The organism is Noviherbaspirillum agri (assembly GCF_054780595.1).
Map to the genome: position 1 here is coordinate 114176 of NZ_BAAGWA010000011.1, position 21765 is coordinate 135940.

At 58.3% G+C, this 21765-nt stretch carries 19 protein-coding genes; 4 read left to right on the forward strand and 15 right to left on the reverse strand.

Going from position 1 to position 21765, the window contains the following annotated elements; all coding sequences use genetic code 11:
• Positions 1–2 precede the first annotated feature (2 nt).
• Both ACYVIA_RS17265 and fnr read left to right on the forward strand, forming a co-directional pair.
• Positions 3–410, forward strand: a complete 408-nt coding sequence (locus tag ACYVIA_RS17265; RefSeq protein WP_460842966.1) for a hypothetical protein — start codon at positions 3–5, stop codon at positions 408–410.
• Between the two features lie 505 nt (positions 411–915).
• Entirely contained in the window at positions 916–1671 is a 756-nt protein-coding gene (gene fnr, locus ACYVIA_RS17270; protein WP_460843024.1) for a fumarate/nitrate reduction transcriptional regulator Fnr, read from the forward strand.
• Positions 1672–1844: 173 nt separating this feature from the next.
• On the opposite strand, the gene ACYVIA_RS17275 is transcribed toward fnr, so the two are convergent.
• From ACYVIA_RS17275 to ACYVIA_RS17335, 13 genes are all read right to left on the reverse strand, one after another.
• Entirely contained in the window at positions 1845–2084 is a 240-nt protein-coding gene (locus tag ACYVIA_RS17275; protein WP_460842968.1) for a hypothetical protein, read from the reverse strand.
• A 221-nt stretch (positions 2085–2305) separates the two neighbouring features.
• A complete protein-coding gene (locus tag ACYVIA_RS17280) occupies positions 2306–2839 on the reverse strand; it encodes a FixH family protein (protein ID WP_460842970.1) in 534 nt (177 codons plus the stop codon).
• Between the two features lie 32 nt (positions 2840–2871).
• Complete coding sequence (gene ccoG / locus ACYVIA_RS17285; protein ID WP_460842972.1) at positions 2872–4266, reverse strand: cytochrome c oxidase accessory protein CcoG; 1395 nt, start codon at positions 4264–4266, stop codon at positions 2872–2874.
• 56 nt (positions 4267–4322) lie between these two features.
• A complete protein-coding gene (ccoP, locus tag ACYVIA_RS17290; RefSeq protein ID WP_460842973.1) occupies positions 4323–5258 on the reverse strand; it encodes a cytochrome-c oxidase, cbb3-type subunit III in 936 nt (311 codons plus the stop codon).
• Positions 5251–5436, reverse strand: coding sequence for a cbb3-type cytochrome oxidase subunit 3 (locus tag ACYVIA_RS17295; protein WP_460842975.1), 186 nt, complete (start codon positions 5434–5436; stop codon positions 5251–5253). The genes ccoP and ACYVIA_RS17295 overlap by 8 nt, the downstream gene beginning before the upstream one ends.
• Positions 5437–5442: 6 nt before the next feature.
• Complete coding sequence (gene ccoO, locus ACYVIA_RS17300) at positions 5443–6060, reverse strand: cytochrome-c oxidase, cbb3-type subunit II (RefSeq protein WP_460842977.1); 618 nt, start codon at positions 6058–6060, stop codon at positions 5443–5445.
• A 14-nt stretch (positions 6061–6074) separates the two neighbouring features.
• A complete protein-coding gene (gene ccoN / locus ACYVIA_RS17305; protein WP_460842979.1) occupies positions 6075–7502 on the reverse strand; it encodes a cytochrome-c oxidase, cbb3-type subunit I in 1428 nt (475 codons plus the stop codon).
• Positions 7503–7646: 144 nt separating this feature from the next.
• Entirely contained in the window at positions 7647–7844 is a 198-nt protein-coding gene (gene ccoS / locus ACYVIA_RS17310) for a cbb3-type cytochrome oxidase assembly protein CcoS (RefSeq protein WP_460842981.1), read from the reverse strand.
• A gap of 17 nt (positions 7845–7861) precedes the next feature.
• The gene (locus ACYVIA_RS17315) at positions 7862–10387 is read right to left on the reverse strand and encodes a heavy metal translocating P-type ATPase (RefSeq protein ID WP_460842983.1); all 2526 of its coding nucleotides are present in this window, start codon (positions 10385–10387) and stop codon (positions 7862–7864) included.
• Entirely contained in the window at positions 10387–11169 is a 783-nt protein-coding gene (locus ACYVIA_RS17320; protein ID WP_460842985.1) for a sulfite exporter TauE/SafE family protein, read from the reverse strand. The genes ACYVIA_RS17315 and ACYVIA_RS17320 overlap by 1 nt, the downstream gene beginning before the upstream one ends.
• A gap of 123 nt (positions 11170–11292) precedes the next feature.
• Positions 11293–12723, reverse strand: a complete 1431-nt coding sequence (gene hemN / locus ACYVIA_RS17325; RefSeq protein WP_460842987.1) for an oxygen-independent coproporphyrinogen III oxidase — start codon at positions 12721–12723, stop codon at positions 11293–11295.
• A gap of 361 nt (positions 12724–13084) precedes the next feature.
• Positions 13085–14290 (reverse strand): NnrS family protein, encoded by a 1206-nt coding sequence (locus tag ACYVIA_RS17330; protein WP_460842989.1) that lies wholly within the window; start codon positions 14288–14290, stop codon positions 13085–13087.
• A 117-nt stretch (positions 14291–14407) separates the two neighbouring features.
• Positions 14408–17083: a bifunctional acetate--CoA ligase family protein/GNAT family N-acetyltransferase gene (locus ACYVIA_RS17335; protein WP_460842991.1), complete on the reverse strand. Its 2676-nt coding sequence runs from the start codon at positions 17081–17083 to the stop codon at positions 14408–14410.
• 490 nt (positions 17084–17573) lie between these two features.
• Here ACYVIA_RS17335 and ACYVIA_RS17340 point away from each other — a divergent pair, with 490 nt between their 5' ends.
• Entirely contained in the window at positions 17574–18422 is an 849-nt protein-coding gene (locus tag ACYVIA_RS17340) for a universal stress protein (RefSeq protein WP_460842993.1), read from the forward strand.
• A 249-nt stretch (positions 18423–18671) separates the two neighbouring features.
• A complete protein-coding gene (locus ACYVIA_RS17345) occupies positions 18672–18932 on the forward strand; it encodes a heavy-metal-associated domain-containing protein (RefSeq protein WP_460842995.1) in 261 nt (86 codons plus the stop codon).
• A gap of 353 nt (positions 18933–19285) precedes the next feature.
• Here ACYVIA_RS17345 and moaA read toward each other — a convergent pair whose 3' ends face one another.
• Positions 19286–20290: a GTP 3',8-cyclase MoaA gene (moaA, locus tag ACYVIA_RS17350; protein ID WP_460842996.1), complete on the reverse strand. Its 1005-nt coding sequence runs from the start codon at positions 20288–20290 to the stop codon at positions 19286–19288.
• A 92-nt stretch (positions 20291–20382) separates the two neighbouring features.
• Positions 20383–21501 carry a GGDEF domain-containing protein gene (locus ACYVIA_RS17355; protein WP_460842998.1) on the reverse strand — a complete coding sequence of 373 codons (1119 nt, stop codon included), beginning with the start codon at positions 21499–21501 and terminating at the stop codon, positions 20383–20385.
• Between the last annotated feature and the right edge of the window lie 264 nt (positions 21502–21765).

The window sequence follows — 21765 nt, forward strand, 5'->3', positions numbered from 1 at the left end:
TCATGCGTACCTCAAATACCATCTATCCCACCTTCTCCACCGCCGGCATCATCTGGCTCAAGCTGGCGGTGGTCTACCTGATCATCGGCGTCGCCCTGGGTATTGGCATGGGCGCCAGTGAAGACTTCACCTTGCGCCCAGTCCATGCGCACATCAATCTGCTCGGATGGGCAACCATGGCCTTGGCCGGGCTTGTGTACAGCGTCTTTCCGACTGCCGGCACCGCCAGGCTCGCGCGCATCCATTTCTGGGCCACGAATATTTCTCTGCCCGCCATGTCCCTCGCGCTCACCTTCGTCCTGCTCGGATCGCGTCAGCTCATCCCCCTCCTTGCCGTCGCCGAGATCCTTGCAGCGCTTGGCATCCTTGCCTTTGCCGCGAATATCTTCATCAATTTGAGAAAAGACTGATTCGAGCCCGATTACCGATCCGGCATGGATTTGCCGCACGCTGGCTTCCCTCTCCCGCTTGTGGGAGGGGGCCGGGGAAAGGGCACAGTTCAACAAGGCACAGCCGAATCAATAAGAGCCCTGCTTGATACGAGGTTGGCGGCTACAAGCGTCAACCTCGAAATTGAGACCAACTCCATTCCCAAATCCGGGAATCCGCAATGCGTTGCAGCTGCTGCCATACGCTGCCACGTTGTGTTGTCACGCTGCCAAACTCAATGGCCTTCGGTCCTGCGCGAGCCGAATACGCCTTAAAATAGCGGTCGATCGTTCGTCAGCACTACTGACAGCACCCCGCAATCAATCCTCGCTTCACAATCCCTGATTTCAAAATACGTGCTTGGTACGGGATTTGCATCACTATTCTTGATTTCGCTCAATTAATGAGTCGAATGGCCACTGTGGCTTTGATGTGAACTGGACAACGAGCACAACTATGATTCTGCATCGCATGAACTTCTCTGACATGACCCAGACGGTTCCGTCTACCTCGTCCGCAGGCAACGTGCAGGACTTGCGCACTCGCTGCTCCGCTTGCAGCATGCATCAGCTTTGCCTGCCGATGGGACTCGGTGCCTCTGACATGGACAAGCTCGACCAGATCATCGGCCGCCGCCGCAAGGTGCCGAAAGATACGCACCTGTACCGCGTGGGCGACCCGTTCACCAATCTGTATGCAATCCGGCTCGGGCATTTCAAGACGCATCAGATCAATCCAAGCGGCGACCAGCAAATCACCGGTTTCCAGATGGCGGGAGAACTGCTCGGCATGGACGCCATCAGCACCGACCGCCATCATTGCAACGCCATTGCGCTCGAAGATAGCGAAGTGTGCGAAATCCCGTTCGCTCGCCTGGAAGCCCTCTTCGCCGAGATGCCGACCTTGCTGCATCATTTCCATCGCATGATGAGCCAGGAAATCACACGCGAACAAAGCGTTATGCTCCTGCTGGGAAATATGCGTGCGGAACAACGTTTTGCCGCCTTCCTCTCCAACCTATCGTCACGCTATTCCGTCCGCGGGTATTCGTCGACGACCTTCCAGCTGCGCATGACGCGCGAGGAAATCGGCAACTACCTCGGCCTGACGATTGAAAGCATCAGCCGCCTCCTGTCCAAGTTCAAGAAGCAAGGCTGGATCAAAGTCAATAACCGCGAACTGGAACTGCTCGATACGGCAACCCTGAAAGCAGTTGCTGCCGGCACCCGTACCTGCAGCTGAGCACCGGATCCCGCCGAAGGACTCGCTCCCCCTGACCTTCGCTCACAGCTGGTCAGGCGGAACGCGCTGTGTCAGATTTTCGAAAAACTGCCGCATCAAGCGGCAGTCCACTCCCCGGCAGGGTTTGCCTGCACAGGGGCGGAACCATTAACCGAATTTCCGATGCAATAGAGTTAGAGTGGAGTGTTCCGCTCGTTCGGTGTACCGATCAGGTAACACGTCAACATACTGGCCAGGGAACAGAATAGCCAGAAGATAAAGAAGCCGATGGTATACGCTGCCATCGGAGTCAAATCGATATCACTGCCCACAAGCGACAGGTCGTTCGGATCAAAGAGGGAAAAGAAGAAACCTTCTGCGACTATTGCCACCAGGAACGACGGCCACAAGACGACCATCAACAGTCGCGTCATCACACTACCCTCCTTTCAACTTGAAACGGATGTATTTAGCAAAAGTACATCATAAACGTTCAATCAGACAACATTTGCACACGCATAACTTCTCGATACTGGGAATTATGTTCGAGATTCCGGGAATGCGCAGAGAGGGTTGATTTTCTGTCGTGAACGAGAAGGACAGAGAGGAAGGAAACGAACGTCGTGGCGAGACCATTGCTCTCGCCACGCGTTAATCAATGTGGAACGGTAATCGGGTGGAGCGTGATCTGGGGTTCCTGCGGCCAGGCCCAGACACCATTGAGCCGCCAGTCCCGATGCTCCCCTTCGATCAGGATCTGCCAACGAGCCATATCCAGCATAGGAAGCGCAACCGAAAAATTGCCGCTCTGGTCCGGCTGGGCGACCAGCTTGAGGTCCTTTTCCGGCCGTGTGGAATGAATGAGGCTGATAGACAGTTTGTCAGCACGCCCTTCAAGCCCCCGTACAGTCCCGGCCAGCATGCTGGCCGCCGCATCATACCGGACCTCTGCCTCGAGCTGCATTTCTGCCGCAACACGGTCGCGGCTCAGGTCCTGGTTGATCGCCTTGCCCTGCTTGTAATAATCATCCACGACCAAGGCATCAGGCCGCGATACCGCAAGCCATGTCGTATAGATCCCTGCGAGGACCACCACAAACGGCCCCAGCATCAACAGCCAGGGCCAAGGATGTCTGTACCAGGGTTTTATGTCGCCAGAGTTACCTGGAATTGATGTCTTGACTTGCATACGGCTCTCCAATGAGATGCTGCAACGGCCGCTTAACGCGGCACGATGAACACAGCTTTTTCCCTGACATGCAAACGCTCTTCGTCAAGCGCCTGCAACTCGAAGGCAATCTTGTTAGACCCTTTTTCGCCCTTGCCGTGCGCGACGCGTACACGCACCGGTACAGCCCGGGAGGTCGTGCCATCCAGCTCCACTTCATCGGGTGAGGCCAGGGCAATCGAGTCGATACCAGAGACGCTGATCTTGTAACGATGCGGACGTTCGTCGGTATTCATGATCTGCAGCCGGTAGACATTCTCGATCATGCCATCCTCCACTTCGCGCCCCATCGTGCCACGGTCGCGGATGACATCAAGTTTCAACGGCGTGCGCGTCAACAGCGAGCCAAGCGATGCTGCAATAATCAGAATCAGGATGGCGCTGTAAATCAGCACGCGAGGACGCATTGCGCGCCGCCGCACCTCCTTTGCGGACAGTTTGTTGCTGATCGCGTTCTCGGTGGTATAGCGAATCAGCCCGCGCGGCGCACTGATCTTGTCCATCACCGAATCACATGCATCGATGCATGCAGCACAGCCAATGCAGTCGTATTGCAGGCCGTCGCGGATATCAATCCCCGTCGGACATACCTGCACACACATCGAACAATCGATACACGATCCCAGGTTGGCGTTTGCCGACGACTTGCTCCGCGCGCCGCGCGGCTCGCCACGCTCCCGGTCGTAGGTAACGGTCAGCGTGTCCTTGTCGAACATCGAGCTCTGGAAGCGGGCATACGGGCACATGTACTTGCACACTTGCTCACGCATCCAGCCGGCATTACCGTAGGTAGCAAAACCGTAGAACAGGATCCAGAACCATTCCCATGGGCCGAGGCCGAGTGTCATGACCGACTGGCTCAACTCGTGGATCGGAGTGAAATATCCCACGAAGGTAAACCCGGTCCACAGAGAAACCGCACCCCAGACAAGGTGCTTCGCACTCTTCCTCGCAATCTTTTCAGCAGACATCGGCTGCTTGTCGAGCCGCATGCGGGCGCTGCGTGAGCCCTCGATCTTGTTCTCGATCCACATGAAGATTTCGGTGTAAACCGTTTGTGGACACGAATAGCCGCACCAGAGGCGACCGGCAATTGCCGTGAACAGGAACAGCGCGTAGGCGCAGATGATCAGCAGCAGCGCAAGGTAAATGAAATCCTGCGGCCACAGCACGATGCCGAAGATATAAAACTTGCGTGCGCCGAGATCAAACAGCACAGCCTGCCGGTCGTTCCAGGACAACCAGGGCAGGCCATAAAAAACAAGCTGGGTCAGCCAAACGCAGACCCAGCGCCATGTTGTGTACCAACCTTTGATCTCTCGCGGGTAAATCTGCTCCCGCGCCTGGTACATCTTGACTACTGAAACCTTTACTGCAGGTTCACTCATTAAAGTTACCCAATCATGGCATGGCGGCGTCTCCGTGCCGCCATGCGGTTAGGTCGTCACTTTTGCGCGACTGTCGTTTTGTCGTTGGACAGGCTCCAAACGTAAGCTGCCAGTACATGGACCTTCGCTTCGCCCAGGAATTCCTTGAACGGCGGCATGGTGTTCGTGCGGCCCTTCGTGATGGTTTCCTTGATGGTGTCAGCGCTGCCGCCGTACAGCCAGGTCTTGTCTGTCAGGTTTGGAGCACCGATTGCCTGGTTACCCTTGCCCTCCGGACCATGACATGCTGCGCACGCACCGAACTTCTCCTTGCCAAAGGCGGCTTTAATCGGATCGGCGGTGGAACCGGACAGGCTAAGTACGTAGTGTGCAACATTTTCGACATCTTTGTCGGATCCCACTGCGGCTGCCATGGTCGGCATCATGCCGCTGCGGCCACCGAGGATGGTGGTCTTGATCACTTCCGGATCGCCGCCATACAACCAGTCGCCGTCGGTCAGGTTCGGGAAACCCTTGTTACCGCGGGCATCCGAGCCGTGGCACTGTGCGCAGTAAGTCAGGAACAGACGCTCACCGATGGCACGTGCCTGAGGATCGCTGGCCACTGCCTTCAGGTCCTGCTGCTGGTACTTCGCAAAGATCGGGCCGAACTCTTCGTCCGCCTTTTGCAGTTCAGCCTGATATGCCCCGGTTGACTTCCAGCCCAGCTTGCCGGCGAACGAACCCAGGCCGGGATACAGCGCCAGATATACGAGGCCGAACACGATGGTGATGTAAAACATCCACATCCACCAGCGCGGCATCGGGTTGTTCAACTCGGCAAGACCTTCGTCCCAGCTATGGCCGGTGGTTTTATCTTCCGGTCCGCCATCGCTGGAAACGACTACCTTCGCCTTCGATTGCGCCCACAGGAGCAGCGCACAGCCACCAATGCCGAGCAACGTCAGCGCGGTGATGTAAACGCTCCAGAATTCACTTGTAAAGTCAGACATGTTGTTTTTTCTCCGCAGCTTGGATATCCATTTCATCGGCGAACGGCAGGTTGGCTGCCGCTTCGAAGTCTGCGCTGCGACGCGCACTGTATGCCCACCAGACGATGCCAATGAAGCTGATGAAGCTCAGTACAGTGATGACGCTGCGCGCATCAATAATTAGGTTTTCGAGACCCATGATTGATTACCTCTTCGCCTTGATCAACACACCCAGACCTTGCAGATAGGCGACCACGGCATCCTCCTCGGTCTTGCCTTCCAGGGCTTTCGGTGCTGCTGCAATTTCCTCTTCAGTGTAAGGATGGCCCAGCGTCTGCAATGCACGCATCTTCGGCACGACAGACTCCGGGTCAAGCTTGGTCTTCGCCAGCCACGGGTAGCCGGGCATGTTCGACTCCGGCACCACATCACGCGGGTTGTTCAGATGGGTGCGATGCCATTCGTCGCTGTAACGGCCGCCAACGCGTGCCAGATCCGGACCGGTACGCTTGGAGCCCCACTGGAACGGACGGTCATACACATACTCGGCCGCGACCGAGTAGTGGCCGTAGCGTTCGGTCTCGGCGCGGAACGGACGAATCATCTGCGAATGGCAGTTGTAGCAACCTTCACGGACGTAAATGTCGCGGCCTGCCAGGCGCAGCGGTTCATAAGGCTTGAGGCCGGCAATCGGTTCCGTCGTCGACTTCTGGAAGAACAGCGGCACGATCTCGACCAGGCCGCCGACGCTGACCACCAGAACGATCAGGATGATCAGCAGCCAAGGGTTCTTTTCAATCAGTTCATGAGTAAATTTCTTCATTGCTGCTCCTAGATTCAAGCGTGAGTCGGCGCCAGTGCCGGGATGCGAGCCTCAACGGCTTTGCCGCCACGCACGGTCATGAACGTGTTGTATGCCATCAGGATCATGCCAGTCAGGTACAACAGGCCACCGGTAAAGCGGATCACGTAGTACGGGTAGGTCGCTTTAACGGACTCGACAAAGGTGTAGGTCAGCGTGCCGTCGGCATTCACTGCGCGCCACATCAGGCCTTGCATGACGCCAGCGATCCACATTGCGGCGATGTACAGCACGATACCGATGGTCGCAACCCAGAAGTGGACTTCGATCAGGCGGACGCTATGCATCTGTGTCTTGCCGAACAGGCGCGGGATCAGATAGTAGATCGAGCCCATCGTGATGAAGCCGACCCAACCCAGTGCGCCAGCGTGCACGTGGCCGACGGTCCAGTCGGTGTAGTGCGACAGTGCGTTGACGGTCTTGATGGACATCATCGGACCTTCGAAGGTCGACATGCCATAGAACGACAGGGACACGATCAGGAACTTCAGGATCGGATCGTTACGCAGCTTGTTCCATGCGCCGGACAGGGTCATGATGCCGTTGATCATGCCGCCCCAGGAAGGTGCCAGCAGAATCAGCGAGAACACCATACCGATCGACTGGGTCCAGTCAGGTAATGCGGTGTAGTGCAGGTGGTGCGGACCCGCCCACATGTAGGTGAAGATCAGCGCCCAGAAGTGCACGATCGACAGGCGATAGGAGTAAACCGGCTTGTCGGCTTGCTTCGGAATGAAGTAGTACATCATGCCAAGGAAGCCTGCGGTCAGGAAGAAGCCCACCGCGTTATGGCCGTACCACCACTGAACCATGGCGTCCTGCACGCCTGCATAGGCAGAGTAGGACTTCATAGCCGAAACCGGCATTGCCATGCTGTTGAAGATGTGCAGCAGCGCGACGGCCAGGATAAAGCCACCGAAGAACCAGTTCGCGACATAGATATGCGGCACCTTGCGCTTGACCAGCGTGCCGAAGAACACGACGGCATAGGACACCCACACCAGTGCGATCAGGATGTCGATCGGCCATTCCAGTTCGGCATATTCCTTGCCGGAGGTGTAGCCGAGCGGGAGAGAGATCGCCGCTGCAAGGATGACGAGCTGCCAGCCCCAGAAGGTAAAGGCGGCAAGGCCGTCGGAGAACAGGCGTACCTGGCTGGTACGCTGCACGACATAGTAGGAAGTGGCAAACAGCGCGCTGCCACCAAATGCAAAAATAACAGCATTGGTGTGCAGAGGCCGCAAGCGGCCGTAGCTGAGCCAGGCGATGTCGAAGTTAAGAGCGGGCCAGGCGAGCTGTGCGGCGACAAACACGCCGACCAGCATACCCACCACGCCCCACACTACAGTAGCGATCGCGAACTGCTTCACGACCTTGTAGTTGTAGTTCAGTGATGTATCCACGTACGATCTCCCAGGGTTAGTAACAAAGAATGAGGCGAGGGTACGACTCGGGTTCCCAAAAAGCTTTGACTTGAATCAAATTGACCCAAATCAAGCAAACCCTTCCGTCGGTAGGCCCTTTTAGGCTAAAAAAAAGCCGCAATTTTAGCGGGTTTTGGAAGTGTCTTGACCGGATTTTTCCGACAAATTTTCCTCTGGTATTCGGTCATCATCTTGCAGTATTCGCATACCCGGGCCGACGAGATCGTCGAACTGTCCGCTATCCGAGGCGCGGAAGAAGATCCATATCGCGACAAAGACGATCAGGATACTAATAGGGACGAGAAGATAGAGAGCTTCCATAACTTGCCAATATCGTATTAGGCGCCATGACGGCTCAACTGCGCCGTTCCATCGACCGCCGCGGCGTTAGTCCGCGATATGCGCCGCAAACGTAATGCATTGATGACGACGATTGCCGAACTGAGCGACATGCCGATCCCTGACAGCCACGGATTAAGCAGCCCAAGCGCCGCTGCGGGAATCGCCGTAATGTTATAGACCGTCGCCCACGCCAGGTTCTGACGCACGATTGCCATGGTCTTTGCTGCAGTCTGATCAGTTTCGGCGACTGAACTCAGCCGCCCCGACAGCAGTACCGTATCTGCATGCGTCTGAGCCAGAGCCGCACCGCTTCCCATCGCAAACGAGACATCCGCGGCGCGCAGGACTGCAGCATCGTTAATGCCGTCACCCACCATCGCCACCACGGCGCCTGCTGCCTGCAGCTTCTGGACGAATTCCAGTTTCTGGTCTGGCAACCGCTCTCCGTATGCAGCATCGATTCCGAGTTCATCGGCCACGCGCTGCGTAACGCCCTGCTGGTCGCCACTGAGCAGGATGACCTGCTTGCCACGCGCCTGGAAGTGTTGGACGACCTGCCTTGCGTCCGGGCGTATGGCGTCGGCAAGGTCGAAGCGCGCCAGCCATCCGGATTCGGCGCCCAGGTATACCGAGGTCAGGCCGCTTTCTTCCGTTACAGGCGCACTGCTTCCCGTGACTTCCTGCACAAAGGCCGCGGAGCCAAATCGGTACCGAAGGCCGTCAACAACACCCGACAGTCCCTGCCCGGCCGCCGACTCAACATCGGCCGCAATGGGGCGTCGCATACCTTCCGGAAGTCGCTGCACAGCGTCCATGATTGCCGCCGCGAGCGGATGCGCACTGGATGCCTCCAAGGCGGCCGCCGTGGCCAGACACCACGCATCGGACTGGGCGCCGAGCACGCTGATCTGGCGCAATGCGGGCCGGCCGAGAGTCAATGTCCCCGTCTTGTCAAAGATGACATGGGTCGTACGATGCAAGGTTTCCAATACATGAGACTGCACCACCAGCACACCTTGGCGCACGAGCCGATCGGTTGCCGCCGCCAAGGCGCTGGGCGTCGCCAGCGACAGGGCACAGGGGCACGATACAACCAACACGGCGATCGCAATTGGCCATGCACGCGACGGATCCACCCATTGCCAAGCAAAAAAGATGACGACGGCGAACAGGAGAAGCACTGCGACGAACCATGCTGCGACCTTGTCGGCCCATAGCGACAACTGCGGCTTGGCCTGCCCTGCCCGCTCGATCAGCTTTACCAGCGTTGACAACGCACTGTCGCGGGCCAGCTTTGTCACTTTGACCACGATAGGTTGCACTGCGTTGACCGCCCCCCCGGGCAGCGCATCGCCTAGCCCCTTCGGCTGCGGACGGCTTTCGCCCGTGAGCAGCGACAGGTCGATCGCGGTGCTGCCTTCGACGATGATGCAGTCGGCGGCGATCACTTCCCCCGGCTTCACCAGAACCATATCGCCTTCGCATAACTGCCCGGCGGGCACCACTTCCGGCGTACGGTCCTCAGGAAAATACGGCATGCGCGCGGCTGATGTGGGCAGCGCGTGCTGCAAGCGCTCCAGCGCCGAAGCCGCCTTTCGACGTGCGACAAGCTCGAGGTACCGGCTGCACAAGAGCAGGAAGATGAACATCGTCGCAGAGTCGAAGTAGACATCGCCCTCACCTTTCACGGTTGCGACGACGCTCCCGGCGAATGCTGCAGCGATGCCCAGCGCAACGGGCACATCCATGCCGAGTGCCCGGCTTTTCAGGTTGGCCCATGCCCCTTTGAAGAAGGGCAACGCAGAATAGAATACGGCCGGGATGGTCAGGAACAGGCTCGCCCAGCGCATCAGGTTTTCCATGTCCGCGTCCATGGTTCCATCTGTGGCGAGATAGACCGGGACGGCGTACATCATGACCTGCATCATGGACAGCCCGGCAATGAACAGCTGGCGGAAAAGTGTCTTGCTCGCGCGTTGAAGCTGCTCTCCATGCCTGACGGCGTCGAACGGATACGCTACGTAGCCGACTTCTCGCACTGCTTTCAGAATGTCGCTGGGTTTGCAGCTATCCTTTTGCCAACGCACCTGAAGCCGCTCGGTGGCAACGTTCAAGTTAAGTGTCTGCACGCCTTTCACCCCCGCCAGACGGCGTTCGATCAGCCAGACACAGGCGGCACAGCGGATTCCATCAACAGAAAATACCGCCTCGCAGAACTCCTCGTTGTCGTCGCCCGGTCCGACGAATCGTTCCAGCACTTCCGGTGCATCGTAGAGCTTCAATTCGTCGGGAACCAGGGATTTGCCATCCGCAGTTGGCGAGAATGCATTCCGGGTCAGGTAGTAATCGGACAAGCCGTTGTCGACAATTGCCTGCGCCACGGCTTCGCAACCCGGGCAGCACATTGATCGATCGATACCGGCAACCTTGACGCTCCAGCGGGAATCGGGCGGAACCGGCAAGCCACAGTGAAAGCAGTTCAGCGCAGCGGACTCGCTGCCTGCCGCAACAACAGCGCTCATCAGTGCCCCCCTGCCGGCGGAGTGATGCAAATTGCATCAAGCCAGCCCAGCGACAGACCACTAGTGGCCCGTACAAGGCCAAGCACGCCGAAGGCAAGGACCAGCAGCCCGCTTGCCACGCGCACCGAGCGTTTGCGAGTCCAAACCTGAAGGCGGGAGCCGAGCATGCCCATCGTAATCAGCACCGGCAATGTGCCCGCACCGAAAGCCAGCATCACGGTCGCACCCGACAACGCCGAACCACTCAGCATCGCGGTAAGCAAAACGCTGTACACCATGCCGCAAGGAACCCAGCCCCACAACCCACCAAGCGCGAAGGCCTTCCCGATGCTGTCGACCGGCAGCAAATGCTTCATCAACGGCTGCAACCGGCGCCAGACGACTTGGCCGGCGGCCTCAAGTCGCGCAAGGCCGCGCCAGGCATCCATCAGGTAGAGGCCGAGGGCGACGAGCATCAGGTTTGCCAGCCAATAGCCGGCAATCTGGAGAGATGACATGAATGACAAGGTGCGCACGCCCTGTGCGACGCCACCGGCAACAGCACCGGCAATGGCATAACTTGAAATGCGTCCGGCGTTGTAAGCTACGACGCGCAGGACGTCGGAGAAGACTGCCGGTTGCGCGATGGCGCCGGAACCGCCGCTGACGGGGACAGGAAAGGGACGCCGGGTAGATGTCGATGCAACCGAAAACGCACTTACAATCCCGCCGCACATGCCTACGCAGTGCACACCGCCAAGCAGGCCGATCATGAAAACGGAAAGAAAGTGTAGCTCGGTCACTTATCGGTAGATATCAAAAGTTCAAGCCAGCCGACGGACACGCCTGCTGGCCGGCCAGCATTATCGCTGATCAGCCGATTTGCTGCAGAGCGTCACTCAACCCAATGATCAGATCGTTTTTGATCAGATCGTTTTCGAGTAGCGCATCCGCTCCATCTTCACTTCCTTCTTGGTGTTCAGGTAGCGGTCAAACACCATGCAGATGTTACGGATCAGCAGTCGGCCTTTCGGCGTCACTGTCAGCCATTCGGAGCCGATGGTCAGCAGTCCGTCGGCTTCCAGTTCGCGGAGCTTCTCGATTTCGGTCGCAAAGTAGTCCGCGAAGGTAATCGGATAGGCAAGCTCGAGCGAGCGGATGGAAAGCTCGAAATTACACATCAACATCTGGATGATGATGCGACGGAGCAGATCATCGACGCTGAGTTTGAATCCGCGCGCGATCGGCAGTTCCCCTTGCTCGATACGCTCGTAATACGCTTCCAGCGTCTTTTCATTCTGGCTATAGGTTGAGCCCACAGCACTGATCGCAGACACGCCGCAGGAGACCATCTCCGCTTCCGCATGCGTTGAATAGCCTTGGAAATTGCGATGCAGGCGCCCCTGTCGCTGTGCGACGGCGAGGTCATCGTTGGGCTTGGCGAAGTGGTCCATGCCGATGTACACATAGCCGGCATCGGTCAGCCGCTTGATGCACAGGGCAAGCATGTCAAGCTTGGTTTCCCCGCTCGGCAGCTCGTCCTCATTGATGCGGCGCTGCGGCTTGAACAAGGCCGGCATGTGCGCGTAGTTGTAGATCGAAATGCGATCCGGGTCGGCCGAGATCACTTTCGACAAGGTTTGTCCCATCGTGATCAGGTTCTGCTTCGGCAGGCCATAGATCAGGTCGATGCTGATCGAACGGAAACCCGCATCACGCGCCGCCTGGATCACGGACCGGGTTTGCTCTTCCGGCTGGATACGGTTGACGGCTTTCTGCACCTCCGGATCGAAATCCTGCACCCCAAGACTGATACGGTTGAAGCCCTGCGCGCGCAGGGAATGGATGCGTTCCGGCGACACGGTACGCGGGTCGATTTCGATCGAATACTCGCCGGATTCGTCGGTGGCAAAACGGAACCATTTGCGCAGGTGTGCGAGCAAATCGCTCATTTGCTCATCGGACAGATAGGTCGGCGTACCGCCGCCGAAGTGCAGCTGCTCGACCTGATTCATCTCGGCGAACAGCCTGCCTTGCATTTCTATCTCACGCTTCAGGTAAGTGAGGTAGGTCTCTGCCTTGCTGCGGTTTTTCGTGATGATCTTGTTGCAGGCGCAGTAGTAGCAGAGTTTGTCGCAGAACGGGATGTGAACATAGATCGACAATGGATTGCGTGCACCCATTGCGCGCACACTGTTCACCGCCTGCAGATAATCGCCCATCCTGAAGTCTTCAGTGAAGCGATCGGCCGTCGGATACGAGGTATAGCGTGGGCCTTGCTGGCTCAGCTTTCGGATCAACGCGGCGTCGAACTGAACGACCGGAATCGGGGACACTGCATTTGCGGGAACTGCCATCTCGTTTCACTCCTGCTGCCATGCACCCCAAGAGGGGGGCGCGCTCTGACTGGCTTGCAGTGTACGGAGGGGGGTACGCAATCACCTTGATCTAAGTCAAAAAGCCCGGAAACCAATCGTGTAGCGCAATTCCTCCCTTTTTGTCAAACGCCACAGGCCCAAAATTGCGTCAAGCTCACCGAAACGAGTCGTTGAGCTGCCGTATCAGTGCCTGAGGCTGCACTGTGGGCTTGCACATTCTTGTCATCGCTCGGCGCTGCCAGTCGTCGAGTCATGTACCGGGTACGCCTTTACTTCCCGTGACAGCCGAAAAAATCCGCTGCCTGCGTGGGCACGTTGACAACCCGCCCTACAGCCCTCGTCAGCCCTCGCGGCCGTCGATGCGCGCGCTCATCAGATACGGGCCGTACACAACGACATACAGGAGAAATGCGGCAGACCAGCACACCGCTGCTGCAACAAGCATCGTGTTGCGCAATCCAAGCGCATTTGTCGCCGCAAGAAGTCGAGCAACGACACCTGCCTGGACCAGAACGTACATGACCAGCTCGCTGGTGCCGGCGTCCAACTGGCGTCCGGTATGGCCGAGTGCGGTGCGTGTGATCATGCCGATGATGAGTCCCGCCATGGAGCCGATCGCGAGGACGTGAAAGGCTGCACTGCTTGTCGTCATGTTCATCGCTGCCAGCGACAACATGAAAAAGCCGACCGGAATCCATGCATAGGAAATGTGCAAAATCCACACCAGGGGTTTGCCCAAGGTCCGATGCGGCTTCCACCCTGACAGCCGCAGCACATGCGCGCAGCCGGCTGCAAAGGCAAGTGCAGCCACGAGCGGTGCAGGCACCTGCATGACCCAGGCGGCGGCAGCAAATGCAGTCAGCGCAATGCAGATCCGGTCACGCTTCGCATCCGTGACAGGTTTGACTCCGACGACGCCGTTTGCGGTAAACCCCGGGATAACGCGTCCGCCGATCACGGATTCGATCATGACGATGATGAGGATCGCGGCATGGATCGGCGTGACAGAAGAGATCTTGATCCAGCCGAGTGTCGCAGCATGGAACGCTGCATTGACAACAGCAAGAAGCGAAAGCAGGCCGACCAGGAACATGTTGCGCTTGTTGCCAGTGCGCTGAAGCACACGGTAGATCGGCCATGCCGCCAATGGCAGGAATAGCAGATCGACCACTGCGGCCAGCAATGCCGGAGCGAACAGCATCGTGAGGCGTCCTGCAAGCCAGACGCCCGCCAATGCCGCCAGATGTCCGCGACGAGGTGTCCACAGACCGGTCCAGTTACGCGCCGCAGTGAACACAAAACCAACGATCACCGCGACTGCGAAACCGAACACCATTTCATGCATGTGCCAGTTCAGGTCGACACGGTTCAGCACCTGAGCAAAGCCGAAATACCGCGCGATCCAGAGCGGGACACTGACTGCGGCAAACGCTGCCGCCAGCAAATAAAAGGGGCGAAAACCGAGGCGAAACAGAGGATGGTGCATCAGCGTCGGCTTCCCCTGCCCTGCTGCTTGCGGCTCTTCGATGCTGAGTAGGCTCATCATTGCTCCATAAAGATTCATATAGGATGAATCTTATATCGCATCTGACGCCAAGGCAACCGCAACGTCGCCGATGATGCTGCAAAAGCCTCCTACGGACGAGGTGTCGCGAGATAGCGTCTACCGTAGCGGAAGCTTCAACAGAGTCGTGTCGTTATCCAGCGAACGATGCGTCTCGAAACCGAGGTCCTTGACCAGTGCGAGCAAAGGGCCGTTATAGGTAAGTGCTTCGCCGACAATTTCCTGGGTGCCTCGTTCGCGGCAGTATGCAATCAGCTTGTTCATCAGAACTCGTCCCAGGCCCTTTCCCTTGAGATCGGAACGAACGCTGATTGCAAACTCGGCGCTGACATTGTCAGGATCGAAAATTACCCGCGCCACGCCGAGTGTTTCCGCACCGCCATCCTCCCGCTTGCGTGTGGCGATAAACGCCATTTCACGGTTGTAATCGATCTGTGTCATGCGTGCCAGCTGCGCATGGGAAAGCTCACGCATACGAACAAACATGCGCATGCGCACGTCTTCAGGATCGAGCGAGTTGAAGAACTCGATGTGCTGAGGGCCATCTTCCGGACGAATCGGCCGTAGCAGGATCGGAATGCCTTGCCAAGAAATCCACTCTTCAAGTTCTTCCGGATAAGGCCGGATAGCCAGGCGGTCGACACCATGTTTCTCTGCGGTCTTTACGCTGATCCGAGCGTCCAGCGCAATCACGCCTTTTTCGTCCGCCAACAGGGGATTGATGTCCAGCTCGGCTATCTCGGGTATGTCGATGATGAGGTGTGAAATCTGTATCAGCGTATGACAGATTGCATCGACATCGGCAGCGCTCCGGTGGCGGAATCCGGCCAGGAGCTTCGACACCCGAGTACGGGAGATCAGGTCGCGTGCCAGCACCATGTTCAGCGGCGGCAGCGCTACGGCATGGTCCGCCGTCACTTCGACAGCGATGCCGCCCTGGCCGAACAGGATCACCGGCCCGAACAAGGGATCGGTTGCCACGCCGACGATCAGTTCATGTGCATTCGGCCGGCGCACCATTGACTGCACGGAGAAGCCGCCAAGACGCGCGTCGGGCCGAAGTTCCATCAGCCGTTTGTTCATTGCACTGGCAGCACTGGTGACGGCGTCGGCATCAGCAAGGTCAAGCACGACGCCACCCACATCGGATTTGTGCACGATGTCCGGCGACAGAACTTTCAAGGCCACCGGAAAACCGATTTCCGCAGCGCATTGTGCAGCCTCTTCCACCGTGCGCACGGATCGGGTTTGCACAACGGGCACGCCATAGGCCGCCAGTACCTGCTTCGCCTCCGGCTCGGACAGCGCACTCCGGCCGCTGGCGAGGACTTGTCGCACGATGGAGCGCGCCGTGGCCCGGTCTTCGGAAAATGCATCAGTCACGGAAGCAGGGACTTCCATCAGGAGTTTCTGGTTGCGGTGATACTGCACCGTCTGCATGAAACCCCTTACCGCTTCCTCCGGCGTCTCATAGGTCGGAATGCCCGCGTCAGAGAAGATTGTCCGCGCTTGTGCCACCGACTCGCCGCCAAGCCAGCACGCAAGTACATTGCGCGATGCCGCCTTGAGAACAGGTGCAACCGCAGCAGCGATTTCCGCACTCGGAACGATCGCCGTCGGCGCGTGGATGAACAACGTGGCATCCACGTCTGCCTCCTGCAATAGCACCTCCAGCGCTGCGATGTATCGCTCGGCCGGTGCATCGCCGATGATGTCGATCGGATTGCCGCGGGACCAGGTGGGCGGAAGTATCTCGTCGAGTTTTCGCATTGCTGCCGGCGAAAGATTTGCCAGGCAGCCGTTCTTGCCGATCAAGGCGTCGGTTGCAAGTACGCCGGGACCGCCGCCATTGGTAAGAATCGCGAGGCGGTCGCCCTTCACCGGCCGCGAACGCCCGAGCGTTTCCACCGCATCGAAGAGATCCATCGTGGTATAGACGCGCAGCATGCCGGCGCGCCGTATCGCGGCGTCATACACATCGTCCGATCCCGTCAGGGCGCCGGTATGCGACGCAGCGGCTTTCGCGCCTTCCGGCGCCCTGCCCGCCTTGATGACGAGCGTAGGCTTGCTGCGTGCAGCAGAGCGCGCTGCGGACATGAATTTTCGTGCGTCCGTGATTCCCTCCATGTACAGGAGGATCGCGTGCGTGTCTGGGTCGGTTGCGAGATAGTCGAGCACGTCGCCGAAATCCACGTCGGCACTATCTCCAAGTGAAATGAACTTCGAAAAACCGATGCCACGGGATTTCGCCCAGTCCAGCACGCCGGTCACCATGGCACCGGACTGCGACACGAACGCAATCTTGCCCGGCAACGCACCAGTGTGCGCAAAACTCGCATTCACGCCTTGGCCCGGCACGAGCAGTCCGACGCAATTGGGCCCGAGAATACGCAGCAGATGCGGCTTGGCTGCGGCCAGCATCAGGTCTTTCATGTTCCGGCCGCGCAGATCCTTGACGGAACCGAGGCCGGCTGTGAGCACAATTGCCGCTTTGGTGCCGAGCTTGCCAAGGTCGCCGATGATGCCCGGGACCGTTGCCGGCGGCGTACAAATGACGGCCAGGTCGGGAGCGCTGGGCAGCTTTGCCACGCCGGGATAGACCTTCAGGCCGGACAAGGATTCGTACTTCGGATTGACCGGAATGATCTGCCCGGTGAACCCGCCCGTCGTCAGATTCTCCAGCACCGTCGCCCCGACGCTATGGGGCTTTGCGGAAGCGCCGATAACGGCGATTGAACGTGGTTCAAAGAGATATTTCAGATTCCGGATGCTCATACACAGCCTTCAGGGTTGTTATTGCTCTTGGCAGGTAACGCCGTCACACGCGCGGCGAGTATGCATTGTCAGGTCACGACAGTCGGTGCAGTCTCCTGCGATCATGCCAGAACAAACTCGCGCCGATTGCATGTCGTCGCAGGACTCCCGTTTATTGCACTTCGATTTCGTCGAGCTTGCCAGCGCCTTCGGTGGTCGGTGTCGACATGCTCTTCCGGTCTGTGGACCAAGCACATTTTATGCAATCGCACAGTACAATTCTGCTGGCGTGTCCGCATTCAAACCACACGCTCGGAGACGTTTGATCTGAATCAAAAAGCCCGGAACTAATGTTTGCAGTCCTCGTATTTTTCTGGACTGCATTGCCGCTTGGCCCTACGCTTATGTCGCACAAACTGCGTAGAAAGTGCGTAGAAAGTGAATAACGCTCGCTCCCAGACCTTGAATTTGCTCTGGCAAAAGCTTAGCCAATCATAAAAAGGGGTATCAAATGCCGTACAAAACCGTACTCGTCCATGTTGACAACGACAAGCATGCCGGCGAACGCATCAAGATCGCCGCCAGGATTGCCATGAACGAGGAAGCGCACCTGATCGGCGCTGCACCGTCCGGCGTGTCGCGCTTCATTTATCAGTCCAAGTTCATCTATGAGGGTGGCGCCATGTCGACGCACCTCGACGGCCATCTCGATGAACTGCGCAACCATGCGAAGGAAGCGCTGGCAAAGTTTGAGGCAACCGCAAAGAACATGGGCGTCGCCTCCTACGAAGCACGCCAGGTTGACGACGAAGCAGGCGGCGGCATCAGCCTCCAGGCTCGCTACAGCGACCTCGTGGTGATCGGCCAGACTGACCTTGACGAACCGTCATCCACGACGCTGCCCGACTTCCCCGAATTTGTCATCATGAACTCCGGCCGCCCGGTTCTGGTCGTGCCGTACGCCGGCCAGTACGAGACGGTGGCCAGGCGCGCTCTGATTGCGTGGGACGCAAGCACCAGTGCAACTCGCGCAGTGACTGCGGCGATTCCGCTGCTCAGACGCGCCGACAATGTCGATGTCGTCGTGTTCAACCCGGATTCGCGCGGTGACGCACATGGCGAGCAACCCGGTGCGGACATTGGACTGTACCTCGCGCGCCATGGCATCAAGGTCAACGTCGTTCGCCAGAAGACGGACATCGACGTGGGCAATGCCCTGCTGTCGATTGCCGCCGATCTTGGCTCCGATATGCTGGTGATGGGTGGATACGGCCACTCACGCTTCCGCGAGATCCTGCTCGGCGGCGTCACCCGCACCGTGCTGGAGTCCATGACCGTTCCGGTGCTGATGGCACACTGATCGTATCGCCGGTGCAGGCAACGCGCTTGCACCGGTATGGTTTCACCTCCCCTTCCGCAGGACTCAGCCCAACCAACGGGGCAGCACGACAGGTTTCCCCCAAGATCCGCCATAGCTTGATCCAGATCATTCAAGCGCATCTCGCGATTCGATTAGCATCACTGCGTCCTGAGCTTACGCCGCGTGATCGCTTCAGCGTGATTCATTTGCGGCATGCAGCTCCACTCTTCATTTTTTATAGGAAGCACCATGCAAACCGAAATCCTGCATGTCACGGGAATGACCACTGAAGATTGCACTGAAACCGTCATGCGCGCCCTCAAGACGATTGACGGTGTGAGCAATGTGAGCGTCTCGTTTCCGCAGAGCCGCGCCATCGTCCAGTTCGACGACCAGCTTACCGCGACGCAGGAAATGAAGGCCGTGCTGGCGAAAGCCGGTTACGGTGTAAAGGCGGACAAGCCGCAAGAGGAGTCATGCGGCGGTTGCTGCGGCCGCTGCAGTACCTGAGCGGCATAGCGGAAAACCCACCGTCCATTCTCATTTTCTGCGGGCCGCCCCCGGTCCGTACCGGCGCTGAATCCACGATTCCGTCATCTCCACCTCGTCCGGCCATCAGGCCGGCTTCGACGCTCAACCCGCCGGCCATCCTGTGCCCGAGCGCGAATACGGTGGCCGACATACGGCTTGGCAGACTCCGTTTCTCAAGATGTTCAGCGCGTGCTTCTTGACCGCGCTTCCTGCCGAATGAACAGCATCGGCAACAGCAGCCGGTGACGGATCAGGATGACAGCGAAGCATCTGCATCTGCATCTGTGATGCGGGAATCCGCCAGCAACTCCAGCGTCCGCACCTCACCGTCACTATCCGCCGGTTTGCGCCATGAAGCGGACGATCTTTTCCGGACGCTCGCTGAACTCGTGTTTCTGCGGCTTGAGTTCGATCGCCTGCCGGATTGCCGTTTCGAGCTCAGCATCGCTGGCTCCGCCGCGCAAGAGCGGGCGGAACTCGAATTTCTCTTCCTGTCCAAGGCAGAGGTACAAGGTACCGTCAACAGACAGGCGTACCCGGTTGCAGGTTGCGCAAAAGTGCTGCGACATCGGCGTAATGAAGCCGACGCTCGCACGGCCATCCGGCGTCGCGAGGTAGCGCGCGGGGCCGCCACCTAACTCCGCTGCCTGCGGCTTCAGGCCGAAGCGTTCCTGCAGGCGAGCCTGGATCGGACCAAGCTCGAGAAACGAAGTGTCGCGCCCTGTGGCGCCCATCGGCATGGCTTCGATCAGGCGAAGGATGAACCCGTGCTCGATGCAGAACTCCACCATCGCGTCGATCTCGCCGTCATTGATCCCGCGCATCGCGACCATGTTGATCTTGATCGGACTGAATCCCGCCTCCTTGCCGGCCATGATCCCATCAAGGATCTGCTGCAGGCTGTCGCGCCCGGTGATCTTTTCCATGCAGCCACGATCGAGCGAATCGAGGCTGACGTTGATACGGGAAACGCCGGCAGCTTTTAACTCGCCTGCATGTCGGGCGAGGCGCGTAGCATTTGTCGACAGCGAGAGATCGCGTACACCGGGCAGTCGCGCAACGCGTTCGGCCAGTTCCGGCAGATTGCGCCTTAACAGCGGCTCGCCTCCGGTCATGCGGATGCGCGAAGTGCCAAGGCGTGCAAACACATGCAACAAGCGCTCGATTTCGTCAAACGTGAGCCAATGCTTCGGCTCCTCAAATCCCTTGAAGCCTTTGGGAATACAGTAGCTGCAGCGCAGGTCACAGCGGTCTGTCACCGACAGGCGAAGGTAATCGATAGACCGCCCGAAGCGGTCGCTTAACGTCGCTTCTCCTGATGGGTTGGATAGTTTCATTATCTCGGTCGACTTCTCTGTTGCGGATGGGCTGGTTGAGCTAACGGTCATAGTCATCGAGGCATTGGAATCGTTTAGAGCCTGTTGAAAAGCTAGGCGGCGTCCACTCCATGCGGTGGTCGAGATGAGCAGGGCTTTGCGAGCACTACCCTGTTCCGCCCTTCGCACTTCGCTTGGTACAAGGCGCTGTCCGCATCACGCAGCAGGCAATCCCAGTCCATGTGTTCCGGCTGCAGGACGGCCACACCGATGCTGACGGTGAACTGGATTTTTCCCTTCGGCGTGTCGACCCTCAAGTCCTCGATGCATGTGCGCAAACGTTCGGCGCAAGCAATAGCCTCGCTCTCTGATGTTTCCGGCAACAGGCACGCGAACTCTTCGCCGCCGATGCGCCCGAGCCGGTCGGTCTCCCTCACGCAGCCGCGGCACGCATCCGCAAAGGCTTTGAGCGCGAGGTCGCCGATTTCATGGCCATATGTGTCGTTGATGTTCTTGAAACGATCAATATCGAGCATCGCGACGGCAAGCGGTCGTTGATGGCGCCGCGCGCGCATGATTTCCTGCGCGGCCAGCTCATTGAAATGTCCGCGGTTGTACAAGCTGGTGAGCGCATCATGCCGGGCCACATGCGTCAGTTGCAGCTCGAGCAGGAATGCCTTCTGCCGGAAGAAACGGAACATCAGCATCAGGACAAGCGCAAGGCAGGCATTCAAGAGGTAGGAAACGATATCGTTGAGGTAAGCAATGAACGACATCTCGCGCGCTGCCACTACTGCGTAAAGGAAGAACGGACCGCTCGCAATCCAGAGGAAGGTCGATATGCGCAGGGAGGTCAGGGTGACCAGGAATATCGACGCGGAGATGGTTATCAATCCATAGTACGCACCGTCCTTGAGCAGACTGGAAACACCGATGAGCGCAGAAGCGTAGATCCAGTATATGAACCCGGCACGCTGGGTCGGAGTCCAGCCCAGGGTTGTGCGCCGAAAGGCGATCACCGAGATCACCACTGCGGCAACACGCAGAAGGAAGGCCTGCCCCGCATGCTCCGGGTCAATGAGGTAGTCTCGCAAGCCAAAACCGATCATCAGCATGCCCAATACCGGGCCGACGATCGGGAGCAGCTGGTCCACGTCGGATTCGTGCTTGCTGCGGAGCTGCTCCTCCAGTTCCGGGGGAAGTAGCTGCAACTTGGTTGGGGCGGCCGGCACCTGGGGTGCTCCTATCTAGTAAACCTGCTCAGGACATCAGTAGCGTTTCAGGAAATCTGAAGCCGCACAAAAATCGTAAGTCCGGCCTACTCCGGGGTCAATCCGCTGACTTAACCTGTGTTAAGAATTTCAAAGATATTTACCGTATAGCAACTGGTGTGCTTTTGCGTGTTTCTATATCGGCATACCCGCCGCAAATGCGCTACCCGCGTATTTGACGATCGGTGGGTGAATAAATGCACTTGCCTGGAACTTTCCCTCCAA